The following is a 13,454-nucleotide window of genomic DNA, read 5'->3' on the forward strand; positions in this document are numbered from 1 at the left end:
GGTGTTAATGAACAATTTGCGGGGGGCATTCGGGTAAATTGTACCTATTTTATGCTGTTAAACCATTGCGCTTATGTTATAGTATTTGTGAAAAGTTTTTCTGTGCTTTTTTACGAACTCCGACGGCGTAAGTTTAAACAGCTTCTGAAATTGTTCACGAAAATATTTAATGTCATTTATTCCGACTCTAAAAGCCGCTTCATTGATGTTCAAATTGGTATTTATCAATAGTTCAGCCGCTTTTCTTAACCTTATAAAGCGAACAAAACCATTTACAGACTGGCCAGAAGTAGCCTTAATTTTTTTATATAAATTTGAATGACTCATGCCCAACTCTGCAGCCAGCGCTTTAACGCTAAAATTATCTTCGCTCAGGTTATTTTCAATTATGGTAATGCATTTCAATAGAAATCCTTTGTCCTCCTGCGATACCTTATGCGTGTCGGATTTTAGCGTAATTTCATTGTAGAAATAGGATTGCAAATTAGTACGATTTTTTATTATACCGTTAATCTTTGCTGTAAATAGCTCTTTATCAAAAGGTTTACTAATAAAATCATAAGCGCCGACTTCAATTCCTTTCAGGCGGATCTCAGCATTTGGGTCGGCGGTTAGAAGTATCACAGGGATATGGCTCAAAGCGCTGTCATCTTTAATGGCCTTGCAGAGTTCTATGCCATTCATCCCGTCCATATTTACATCAGAAATCACAACATCAGGCAAAAATTCCCTGCAACTGTTTAAGCCCTCAATGCCATTGGTTGCCTTATAAATTTTAAAATTATCCTGGAAAATCTGTTTTATGTAGTCGATAATTTCCGTGTTGTCGTCTACTACGAGAATGGAATTCAAATCAGAAATTAGAAGTTCGAGGTTACCAATACCATTCTTGTTATATAGTTCATCTTCCTGTTCTTCCTGGGCAATTAATTCGTTAACATAAGTAAGTTCGTTTTCAATCCCCCGATTTTCGATGTACTCGGTTTTTTCGCCGACAGGCATTTTTATGATGAAACTGGTACCCTTTCCTTTTTCGGATTGAAATGAAATTTTTCCCTTGTGCAGTTCTACGAAGTTTTTTACAAGATACAATCCAATGCCGAAGCCCATTTTAAGAGATTCTTTGCTCATTACCTTATAAAATTTGTCGAATAGCTTTTCGCCTATACCTTCCGGAATCCCTGGACCGTTGTCGCTAACTTCAATAGTAACCTCATCAAAGCTGCTCACTATTTTGAAGTTCACAAAACCGCCTTTTGGCGTAAACTTTAACGCGTTCGAAAGCAGGTTGAAGAAAACGATTTCGAGTTTATCCCTATCGCCATAAATGTTAATCTCCTCGCTATCGCATTCAAAAGTGTAACTAATGTTGTTATTTTTGGCGAGATAGCTGAAGCAGAGAAAAATTTCCTGAGCAAACTTAAACAGGTTAATCTGAACGATATTGAGCGTATCGTTCTCACTTTCAGTTTTCCTGAACAATAGTAACTGGTCGACCAAACTTAGCAATCGCCGCGAATTCCGGTAAACAACATTTAAATCTTTCTTTTCCTGCCCCGACTCCTTGCTGTTTAAAATATCCTTAATTGGGTTTACAATTAATGTTAAAGGCGTTCTCAACTCGTGCGATATATTTGTAAAGAAATTGAGTTTTTTCTCGTTCAAATCTTTCTCACGCTCCATTTTCAAATTAGTAATCTCTACTTCGTGTTTTAGATTTCGCTGTCTGTTCCGATAAGTTTGAACGAGGTAATAGGCACCCGAAAATAGCAATAAATACAGTACGTAAGCCCACCAGCTTCTATACCAGGGCGGTAAAATTGTGATTGAAATTATCCTTTCATTATTACTCCAGGCACCTTCCGTATCGGTACTTTTTATGTGCAACTTGTATTCGCCTTCATTTAAACGTGAGTAGTAGGCTGTATTTAACTTATTTACATAGTTCCAGTTTCTATCCCAGCCCTCAAGAAAATAGGCATAAGAAATCTGTTCCTGGAAAGAAAATTCAACTGCCGCATAATTGACAGAAATTACTGCCGAATTGTAGGGAATTTCTATTTTCTTAAGGTTGACAATCGAAGTATTTTTGTAGCTGGAATCCTCATCAAGTGGTACATTATTTATTCTAAAATCGGTAATTACGATTTTCGGAATGCGCCTGTTTTCTTTAATACTATCAGGATAAAATAAGTTAAACCCATTAATACCGCCAAATAGAAAAGCGCCGTCTTTTAACTTTAAAGCCGCATTGTAGTTAAACTGATTGCTTTGCAAGCCATCAGAAGTATAATAATTTTTAAATTTCTTTGCCTTTAAATCGAATTTAGATAAACCGTTGTAAGTGCTGCACCATAAGTTATCATTATCGTCGACTAGGATATTCAAAATTGAGCTGTTGGGCAAACCATCGCTTTGAATGTATCGCTTTATCTTTTGCGAAGTTTTATTAAACTCAATTAAACCGCCACCCTCCGTGCCAATCCAAAGCTGATGTTTAGAATCCTCGTTGATTGTTCTTATTGCCTGGTTGATTTTGACAAAGCGATGCCTCCTGTTTATCGGGTCAATTTTGATGAGTTGTGTGTAATTTCCGGCCCATAAGTTTCCCTCGGCATCTTGAAAAATAGCATGAATATCCTTCAAACCATTATCGAAAAGTTCAAATTTATCGGCGCTTTTGTTATATCGATACAGTGCCCCGCCCCGGGTTGTTCCAGCCCATATATTGCCGCTACGGTCTTGATAGAGTTTCCAGATATTTACATCATCAACACCTTTAACGCTGTTATAACACCGGTAATGAATGAACTGTTGACTGTTTTTATCGAATCGGTCTATCCCACCGCTAAAGCTCGAAATCCAAACCCTGTTACCAGAATCGTTTAAAATACTGGTAATGAAATTACTTGTAATGGAATTCGGACTTTCGGTTTTAACGTAGTTTGTAAACGTATTCTTTTTTCTGTTCCATAAGCTTAAACCGCCTCCATCGGTGCCAATCCAAATGTTGTGCTGCTCATCTTCGCTAAAGGAGAGTACAAAATTATTTACCAGCGAATTTCGGTTAAGTGGATCTCGTTTAATGCTTTGAAATTGCGTACTCTGCGGGTCGATGATGTTAATTCCGCCACGTAAGGTCGCAATCCACTTCCTGGCTTCCCTATCTTCGAACACCTGTGCAACGGAATTGCTGCTGAGCAAACCCTTTTCTTTTGCGGCAGCCAAACGGCTTACAGTATTGTTTTTAGTATCGAAGGTTACCACGCCATTGCCATCGGTTGATATCCAAAGTCTTTCCTTTTTATCTAACATCAGATGCATGATGTTATCCCTTTCGACATATTTTGCAGGCCTTTTTAGTATATCACTTGTTTTATCAAACTGATACAACCCCTGCTCAGTTCCAATCCAAAGAAAATCCCTGGAGCCGTTTATAATGCTTGTAACGTTTTCTAATCCGCCTTTTACAAAAATTATTTCTGAAGCGGCAGCATCATATCTGCACAGTCCAAAGTCTTTTATAAACAACCATAAAACCTGTTTATCATCAACACACAAGGCTTTAACGGTATAATTTTTCCTTTTTTTGAAGGTAATCCTTTTCGCGATAGCAGCACTTTTTTTAAGCTCAAAAAGTCCATTTTCATCGGTAGCAACAAATACAGTTGATGCAGCGTTTGCTGCTATTGATGTAACTGAAGCCGTTAATAAAAATTTTTTTGTGCTTTCTTCATAGTAAAACTGATGAAATTTTGAATCAGCATAGCTGTAAAACGACGCACCTTTTTGCGTACCAACCCAGATTCTATCGAGGTTATCGCCATTTAAAACTAAAATGTGGTTATTTATCAGCGTGTTACTTTTGCCCCAATTGTTCCTGAAAACTTTGAAATTGTAGCCATCATATCGGTTTAAACCATCGTAGGTACCGGCCCACATAAAGCCAAAACGATCGAGATAAAGGGAATTGACAATGTTATTTGACAGCCCGTTTTCTACACCAAGATATTTCAGGGATGATGAGGCTATTTGCGAAAAACAGCTGAAGACGCTGAAGAGCAAACCGGCCACAAAGCAAAGAGAAGCCTTTATATTAGGGTGCATAAGGTTTAAGGCGGACTATATTTGGTATGAACGAAGATACAATTTTTCGTGCATTGAGTTATAACAGGCGTGGTCTTCTAACGATATGAGCCTACCGTTGTCGCGATTATGCACCGCTGTAGCTCACTTTGCTCACATTGTTATAGGTATCAATGTACGCCCGTGGCGATTGCCCTATGATGCTTTTGAAAACCCGGTTGAAGTTAGTTATGCTGTTGAACCCCGCTTTGTAAGCCACGCCGGAAATACAATCGGCTTTGGCCCCCGATATCAGGCTTTTACAGGCATCGTTAATGCGAACTTCGTTTAAAAACGAAACAAAAGTATGTCCTGTGTGCTTTTTAAAATACCTGCAAAATGCTTGCGGCGTCATAAAAGCGGCGTTTGCAACATCTTCCAAAGATATTTGACTGTTATAATTTTCGGTAATAAAATTGATGATTTTGCTGAGGCGCATACCTTCGTTTTCACTTACGTTTGATGAGTACATATCGGAACAAAGTGGCAAAATATTTTCATTTAAAGCCTGCAAGCTATTAATGAGTTTAAGAAAGTTGAAGAGCACATCAGAACCCGATGCTTTGTGAACATCAAACATACGCCTGATAATTTCTTTTGTAAAGGCGTCAGGTATTTTAAAACCATGTTTATTCTTCTGAAGATAAGCGCTGGCCAGTTTCATTTCGGGTAAGCCGAACAAGGCATTTAAAATTCCGGCAGAGTTGAAGTAAACCGAGCAAGCCCTCACTGTCTTTTCTTCATCGTTGGAAAAATATTCTGGGTTACTTTTAAAAAGATGTGGCAGCTTAGCCCCTATCAAGAAAACATCGCCAGAACGAAAAGGATGCATGTCATTACCGGCAATTAGCGTTCCTTCTCCTTTTTCGATGAAGGTAATCTGCCACTCATCGTGCCTGTGAAGATACTGATAGAAGAACGGAAGTTCAATATGCTCTGATATTACACTTTTGTCATCAGGAACAAGCATCGTAAATGGTAGTACCTTCATTGTTTGCTTAGTTTAGAGTTGTTTGATTTGCAAAAACAATGTAAGAATATTAACCCATAAAGAACAATAAAACCTCGATAGGGTTAAAATACGGTCAATAACTGATAATATTTGACGAGATGATTGGCTCTAATTTGGCGCTAACTCATTGTTAAACGGTTATTTACGGCTACCTAACAGCGAAAGCATTGGTTTCAATCTCCGTTGTTTGTCCGGAAATGATCTGACTTACCAGCAGCCCGGTCGCCGGACCTAAGCTTAGACCCATCATACCATGACCTGTTGCTACAATAAGATTTTGCTTTTGCGTACTCCGCCCGATGTACGGTAATCCATCGGGAGAAGACGGTCGGAAACCATACCAGATTTTATCTTCGGTTGGAATTTCGGGCTTTAAATCAGGAAAATATTTCGGAACAGACTCAACAATACCTTTAACACGTTGCATATTTATCCTGGTATTTATTTTATCGAGTTCCATTGTACCACCGTACCTGATGTTGCCATTCATCGGTGTGATGGCCACTCTTGCCTCACACAGCAGAGCCGGTATTGAAATCCGATTCTTGGGCTCGGGTTCCATAAAAGAATAGCCTTTTCCGGGCATCAACGAAATTTTTAAATTCATCATTTTCGCTATTGCTGGAGACCATGAGCCTGTAGCCAGAACATATTCGTCTGCTTCCCAAACTTCCTTACCCGTAAAAACTTTAGTAATGGAATTACTTTCCGATTCAATTTTATCAACCTCTTTATTTCTTACAATCTTTACGTCATTCTTTTCAAGATAATAAATCAGGTCGCACATCAGTTTACCCGGATAAAGGTGTGCATCACAACGATAATGAACAGCACCTAAAACATCTAATTCTAAATCTGGCTGCAGCGCTTTGCAGGCGGCTAGGTCTAGTACAGCCATATCCAAGCCTAATTCATTAGCCTTTTCGGCCAAATGTGCTTCTTCTTCGCCCGCCTTTTCGGTTTTGTAGAAAGCCAGAATGCCTTTGTTTGTAAGTTCGAAGTTAAAGCCGGGCTCTTTGGATAAATCCTCGTATAGTTTTTTACTCAGCAAGGATAAGTCGCGTAAGGGCTCGGCCGCTTGCGCTACGTGCCTGGCGGTTGCGTGCTTCATAAATTTCAATCCCCAGCTAACAAGATTCAAATTTAAACCCGGGCGCACATAAAACGGGCTCTTACTATCAAACATCCACCTAATGCCCTGGCTAATCATACCTGGGGCAGCCAGCGGCACAAAATGACTCGGCACAATCATCCCCGCATTGCCAAAAGAACAGTTGTCGACAATGTCGCCCTTATCCAAAATAGTAACCTGAAAACCTCGTTTGTGCAGGTAATAAGCAGAACTTAAACCAACAATCCCACCACCAATAATTAAAACTTTCGACATTCTTTTTTATGCTTTGAGATTGACATACCAATCATTTTTTTTTATTTATGCTAGATAACCTGAAAGCCGTAAGCGTATGGGTCATCCTCTGCATCAATTTTAATCGTGTTATAGCCGAAAACTTTCGCCCAACCTTCCACACTCGGAATAATTGCTTTAAAACCATTTAAATCAACTTCTTCCTCTACCCGACCTGTAAATTTGCTCCCGATAAAACTCTCATGGATAAAATCCTCGCCTTTTTTTAGCTTGCCTTTGGCGTACCATTGCGCCATTCGGGCTGATGTTCCGGTTCCACACGGCGACCTGTCTATCGCTTTATCGCCATAAAATACAGCATTGCGGGCGGTCGAAGTTGGATCTAGTGTTTTGCCTGTCCAAAGCACATGGCTACAGCCGTTTATCGTTTCATCAAGTGGATGAACAAAAGTATATTTCTCGTTGATGCGCTTTCTAATGATTTGGCTCCAGGTAATCAGCTGTGAGGCTGTAAAATTCTCCAGGCCGGCAAAATTTGGCTGAGGATCGACTATTGCGTAAAAGTTGCCTCCATAAGCCACATCGAAAGTTAGCAGACCTAAATCCGGGCAATCTATTTCCAGATTTTCGGCGGCGAGGTACGATGGAACATTCTTTAACTTTACCGATTTAACTTTATTTCCTTCTTGCTTATACTCTATTAAAACCAGGCCTGCGGGCGCTTCCATACGGATAATTCCTGGAATTTTTGGTTTGATAAGTCCTTCTTCTATAGCGATGGTGATGGTTCCTATGGTGCCATGGCCGCACATTGGAAGGCAGCCACTGGTTTCGATAAACAAAACAGCAACATCATTTTCGGGGTTGTGAGGTGGATAAAGGATGCTTCCTGACATCATATCGTGACCACGAGGTTCGAACATTAAGCCGGTTCTAATCCAATCGAATTCCCTTAAAAAGTGCTGACGCTTTTCGCTCATATTCGAGCCTGTTAATTCAGGCCCGCCGCCTGCAACCAATCGTACCGGATTTCCGCAAGTATGTGCATCGACACAGAAAAAAGTTTTACTCATCTACTTTCGTTAGTTTCAGATTAACGGTTCTATAAATATTTAAAGGATTTCCGTCCTTTAACTCATCCGGTAACAATTCCTGTTGCCAATCCTGATATGCCAAAGGACGAACAAAACGATATATGGCCGCAGAACCTACCGAAGTGAAACGACTATCATTTGTTGCGGGAAAAGGCCCTCCATGTTGCATTGCAGCACAAACCTCAACGCCTGTTGGTACGCCATTTAAAATAAGTCGACCTGTTTTATCGGTTAATTTGTTTACTAAAGATTTATAATCTTTTAGCTCATCTGCACCTGCCATTAACGTAGCCGTTAACTGACCATCCAGACTTGAAATCACCGCTTCCAGTTCTGTTAAATTTTTGGCAACCACTAAAAGTGAGTAAGGACCGAAAATTTCTTCCCTGAATTTTGGATGCGCAATAAAATCGGCAGCACTGATTTCTGCAACCAAAGCCTGAGATTGATTTTGCAAATCTTTATCTTTTAGGGTTGAAATGCCCAGGATTGTTGCCTTATCATCATTTATAACCTCTGCAGCAAGTTTGTTGTAATTATGGGCAATGCCACCTGTAAGCATAGTTGCAGATGGAATTGCAGCTATCGCTTCTGACAATGTCTTTTTGAATGTTGTAAGCTCGGCCGATTCAATTGCCATCATTAAACCGGGGTTTGTGCAAAATTGCCCAGCGCCCAAAGTTATCGAAGCCGCATATTTTTTCGCCAGCTCGGCGGCCTGATGCTGCAGCGCCTGCGGTAAAAAAACAATTGGATTGATGCTGCCCATTTCCGCAAAAACAGGAATAGGCTGTTCACGTTCATCGGCCAGTTTTACCAGAGCCATGCCCCCTTTAAAAGAGCCGGTAAAAGTTACTGCCTTTGTTTGAGGGTGTTTTACCAGCGCAGCGCCGATTTCATAGCCATCATCATAAAGCATAGAGAATACGCCTTTGGGCATTTTTGTTTTTTCTACAGCGTTCAGAATTGCCGCAGCAACCAACGCACTCGTTCCATAGTGTGCCGGATGCGCTTTGACAACAACCGGGCAACCCGAAGCAAGTGCCGAAGCGGTATCGCCACCGGCTACTGAAAATGCAAGCGGAAAATTACTTGCTCCGAAAACAACAACAGGTCCAATCGGGATCATCATCCGCCGGATATCAGGCTTTGGCAAAGGTTGCCGCTCAGGCTGTGCCGTTTCAATTGTAGCATCAACCCACGAGCCTTCTGCAATTAAGTTGGCAAAAAGGCGAAGCTGCCCGGTGGTTCTACCTACCTCTCCCTGCAAGCGGGCCATGGGTAATCCACTTTCTGCTGATGCCCGTTTCACCAGTTCATCCGTTATCGCTGCAATCTCATCGGCAATTGTGTTTAAAAATGCCGCCTTTAAATCTTTATTTACACTTCTGTAAAGCTGAAAAGCTTCTGTAGCCGATGTTAGTGCATCATTTACAAGCTTTTCATTTGCTTTGAAAAAATCTCCATCTATCGCTACGCCTGTTGCAGGGTTAATTGCATGGAGGCTTTTCTCATTCGCATCTACATATTCTGAAGCGATTATATTTTTCCCGTTCATATTTTTGTTGAACTATTTTCCCCAACTGCCTTCGGGTAATTCCGGGCGAACAGCCAAAGCATCGTTAATAATTTTTAAAACTCTTTCACGCTCAGCACCCTGAATCGGCAATCTTGGGGCACGAACAGTTTCAGTACCAAGGCCTGTAGCTACTTCGGCAAGTTTAATATACTGCACCAACTTAGCATGGATATCTAATTCCAGAACAGGTAAGAACCAACGGTAAATTTTTAATGCCTCGGCAATCCTGTTTTGTTTAATCAATCTAAAAATTGCAACTGTTTCTCTCGGAAAAGCGTCAACCAATCCGGCAACCCATCCATCGGCACCCATCACAATACTCTCCATCGCTAATGGGTCAACACCTGTAAAAATCTTAAACCTGTCTCCGAAACGATTAATTAACCGGGTAACATTAGATACATCTCTGGTTGATTCTTTTATCGCCTGAATATTGCTGTACTTGGTCAACACCTCAAACATATCCAGGGTAACCTCAATTTTGTAATCAACCGGGTTGTTGTAAATCATTATCGGTAGTTCTGTACTTTCCGCGATAGCGGCAAAAAAAGCTAAGGTTTCATCAGCAGCAGCGTTGTAACGCATCGGTGGCAACAGCATTAATCCGTTAGCACCTAATAAAGCAGCTTTTTTAGCCACTTCAATAGCTTTTTTGGTTGTAGACTCGGCAATATTGAGTAAAACAGGCACGCGGCCGTTTACTAAATCTAAAGTATGCGTAAGCAAGCCAAACTTCTCGTCGTCTGTTAATACACTGGATTCTCCAAGCGAGCCACCCAAAATAATTCCTTCAGCACCTGCTTCCAGTTGAGCCTCAATGTTAAGGTCGAAAGTCTCAAAATCTAATTCATCATTCGCTGTAAATTTCGTAGTAACAGCAGGAAAAACCCCGGTCCATTTTATACTCATCGTTGTGTTTTTGTTTTATTGCTTTAAATATCAATTTGGGTAGCTTAGCCTTCTATGATGGCAGGGCTAGTTTTTGTTATTTCAAAGTTAACCCATCAACAGCTCCGAGTATTATTAGATTTTAACCGATATAAGCAAAAAATACACCTGTTTACGGTTAAAAATAAGCGTTAGCTCTTGTTCTTTACCCGAATGTAATACATAAATTCGATGGCTTTTTCTGTGAACAGATCTTCCTGACCAGCAGCCAGTTTAACTTCCTGCCAAGCCTCTGTAGGGACGATTTTTAGTGACTTCCCATTGCCATTTTTCAAAAACAGCGGCAAATTAAAGCCCTTAACGCAGTCAACATAGCGATAGAAAGCTTTGCCATTTTTAACATAGTATTCTAAAGATGGTATTTGAACAGTGCGTAAATATTGATCGAAAACTTTCCTGTAATTAAAGCCTGCTTGTTTGGAAACGTAATTTTCAATTTGCTGTGTGGTTACGGTTTGATGGTAAAAAGTTTTGTTAAGGCCACGCAAAATCGATCTGAAAAGCGGATCATTATTTAGTCCGTGTCTGATTGCGTGCAACATATTTCCTGCTTTTGGATACATATCTCCGCTACCCTGAGCATTTACACCATAAAGCGGGATAATTGGGACATCATTTTTGATGCCTTTTCTAATTCCAAAGTTATATTCGTTGCCCGCTTTGTTACCAAAAATATAGTCTACAAACAGTGTTTCGCTATAATTTGTAAAACCCTCGTGAACCCACATATCGGCTAAATCGTTACTGGTTATGTTGTTTCCAAACCATTCATGGCCACTTTCGTGGATGATGATGAAGTCCCATTTCAGGCCCCATCCATCGCCAGACATATCTCTTCCCCGATAACCAAATTTATACCAGTTGCCATAAGAAACTGCCGATTGGTGCTCCATTCCTGTATGAGACGCATCGATAAGTTGGTAGCCATCCTCATAAAACGGATAAGGACCAAACCAATACTCAAAGCTTTTCATCATTTTATGTACCTGGTCGGGCATGTAGGTTTTCGCCTTTGGCAAATTATAATCGAGAACCCAGTAATTTAAATCGAGCGGGCCCTTCTCGCCTGCATATTTCTCTTTAAAGTTTACGTATTTACCAATGTATGGAATGATGCAGTAATTGCTGATCGGGTTTACCACATTGTACTTATAGGTTGTCGTTCTATCTTTATTGTCTTTTTTAAAAACCAGCCTGCCATTACCAACAGCAACCAATGTATCTGGAACCGTTATCGTTAATGAAGCTCCAAGATTTGGCTCATCGCTCTGGTGGTCTTTGTTTGGATACCAGATTGAAGCACCTAAACCCTGGCAGGCAACGGTCATCCACGGTCGGCCAAGCGAATCGGCAGTGAAAATAAAGCCACCATCCCAGGGCGCACGCTTCGCCTGGTGTACCTTTCCGTGGTAAAAAATGGTTACGTTGTTGGTGGCAGATAACTTTTGTGCAGGCACATGGGCGTACCAAACACTTCCAGCGTGTTCAAATTTCAACTTTGATTTATTGTTGTAAAGTATGCTGTCAATAATTAAAGGCTCCTGTAAATCAATCTGCATGCGGGTTTTGCCGTTATTTGCGCCAACAACCTTGTAAACAATTTGATTAGAACCGGTAATGCTTTTATCATTATAATCTGGCTTAATGGCAAGTTCGTAACGTTGTACATCCCACCAGGTTCGCTCGGGCGTTAATGTTCCTCTCAGGGTATCGGCCAAAGTGTAAACCTTTGTTTTTTGCGCAGAAACAGTGCTGCAGAAAAGTAAAAGTGTAAATGCTGCGATTAAAGTTTTCATGTTCTTGTTATTAGTAAGCCCGGCCTCTAATGGCCTCTATTTCTTCTACGGTTTGAGCCAGGTGTTTACCTAGCATCCGGCTTCCACCTTCGGTGATGAGAAAATCATCTTCTATTCTGATCCCTGTAAAATTTCTAAATTGTTCCAGTTTATCATAATTGATGAATTCGGAAAATTTCTTTTCAGCCTTCCAACGGTCTATAAGTTCCGGAATAATATAAACGCCCGGTTCAACCGTTAAAACGTAACCCTTTTCAAGGGCCTTGCCTAATCGCAGCGACTTTAATCCAAACTGCGTAGTGTTCTTTTTAAGTTCATCCGTGTAGCCAACGTGCTGCTCACCTAAATCTTCCATATCATGTACATCAAGGCCCATCATGTGGCCGGTGCCACATTGAAAAAACATGGCATGGGCGCCAGTTTCTACAGCATCGTTTACATCACCACGCATTAAACCAATGCCTTTTAAGCCGTCAACCAGGGTTGTGCAGGCTTTTAAATGTACATCGAGATAACTAACGCCTGGCGCAAGCATATTCTTTGCATTTGTGTATGCAGCCAGCACAATGTTGTAAATATCTTTTTGTTCACCGCTAAATTTTTTACTTACAGGAAAGGTACGCGTAAGGTCGCCGGCGTAACCCATAGCGGTTTCAACGCCTGAATCGTTAAGCACCATTTGCCCTTCCTCTAGAATATTGCAATGAAAATGATTGTGCAAAATCTCACCACGAACCGTTAAAATCGCCGGGTAAGAAAGGTTCCCTCCTGAAGCTAAAGCGGCTTCCTGGATTTTAGCCGCCAGTTCACGCTCGTACATTCCGGGTTTTGCCTGCTCCATAATCATTAAATGGATATCGGCAGATATGGATGCAGCTTTATCAAGTTCGAAAACCTCCTGGGCTGATTTCGAGGAACGCTGAGCCACAACGGCCTTAATCAGTTCAAGCGATGCAGTCTTTTCAAGTTCGCTGAAGGCAATGCCGAACCAATTTGCCAGCTTCATTTTATTTTCTGGCCGATATGGTGGCAGATAGTGAATCTTTCTTCCTGTTTTACTGTATTGATTTAAATGGCTTTGAAGATGAGTAGATGGCTGAACATTCTTAAGACCGGAATCCTCAGATTTTTCTTTCAAGGTTTTTTGCCTGCCCATCCAAACGATATCATCAATACTCATCTCGTTTCCAAAAAGGATAGTTTCATCGGCATCAATATCAATTATTGCGGCTAATGCTGGCTCACTGATTCCAAAGTAATATAAAAATGTACTGTCTTGCCTGAAATGATAGGTATTGTCAGCGTAATTCATCGGGCTTTCCTCGTTGCCTAAAAAGAGGATTATGCCCGACTTCACTGTGGATTTTAATGTTCTTCGTCTTTCGATATAAATTTCTTTATCAAACATATTTTTTCGTGTTAAACAAATATCCCAAAAGCATTCTTCTTCCTGTGAGTTTGAAAATGAATGGCTAAAATATGGCTTGTATTTGCAAATTATAAGCTAGATTATGGTATAAAAATCGCAAATAAT

The 13,454-nt window shown here is 40.6% G+C and carries 8 protein-coding genes; all 8 read right to left on the bottom strand.

Features of this window, described 5'->3' with window-relative positions:
- Positions 1-57: 57 nt before the first annotated feature.
- A complete protein-coding gene (locus ASG14_RS10160; protein ID WP_082491506.1) occupies positions 58-4,107 on the bottom strand; it encodes a hybrid sensor histidine kinase/response regulator transcription factor in 4,050 nt (1,349 codons plus the stop codon).
- Positions 4,108-4,213: 106 nt separating this feature from the next.
- Complete coding sequence (locus tag ASG14_RS10165; RefSeq protein WP_056870931.1) at positions 4,214-5,116, bottom strand: AraC family transcriptional regulator; 903 nt, start codon at positions 5,114-5,116, stop codon at positions 4,214-4,216.
- A gap of 169 nt (positions 5,117-5,285) precedes the next feature.
- Entirely contained in the window at positions 5,286-6,524 is a 1,239-nt protein-coding gene (locus ASG14_RS10170) for an FAD-binding oxidoreductase (RefSeq protein ID WP_056870932.1), read from the bottom strand.
- A gap of 50 nt (positions 6,525-6,574) precedes the next feature.
- Positions 6,575-7,576, bottom strand: a complete 1,002-nt coding sequence (locus ASG14_RS10175; RefSeq protein WP_056870933.1) for a 4-hydroxyproline epimerase — start codon at positions 7,574-7,576, stop codon at positions 6,575-6,577.
- Positions 7,569-9,155: an aldehyde dehydrogenase (NADP(+)) gene (locus ASG14_RS10180; RefSeq protein ID WP_056870934.1), complete on the bottom strand. Its 1,587-nt coding sequence runs from the start codon at positions 9,153-9,155 to the stop codon at positions 7,569-7,571. Before ASG14_RS10180 ends, ASG14_RS10175 begins: the two co-directional genes overlap by 8 nt.
- A gap of 12 nt (positions 9,156-9,167) precedes the next feature.
- Positions 9,168-10,085 carry a dihydrodipicolinate synthase family protein gene (locus ASG14_RS10185; protein WP_056870935.1) on the bottom strand — a complete coding sequence of 306 codons (918 nt, stop codon included), beginning with the start codon at positions 10,083-10,085 and terminating at the stop codon, positions 9,168-9,170.
- Positions 10,086-10,255: 170 nt separating this feature from the next.
- Entirely contained in the window at positions 10,256-11,920 is a 1,665-nt protein-coding gene (locus ASG14_RS10190; protein WP_056870936.1) for a M1 family metallopeptidase, read from the bottom strand.
- Between the two features lie 10 nt (positions 11,921-11,930).
- Positions 11,931-13,328 carry an aminopeptidase P family protein gene (locus ASG14_RS10195; RefSeq protein WP_056870937.1) on the bottom strand — a complete coding sequence of 466 codons (1,398 nt, stop codon included), beginning with the start codon at positions 13,326-13,328 and terminating at the stop codon, positions 11,931-11,933.
- Positions 13,329-13,454: the final 126 nt, after the last annotated feature.

The organism is Pedobacter sp. Leaf194 (genome assembly GCF_001423945.1).
Lineage (GTDB): Bacteria > Bacteroidota > Bacteroidia > Sphingobacteriales > Sphingobacteriaceae > Pedobacter.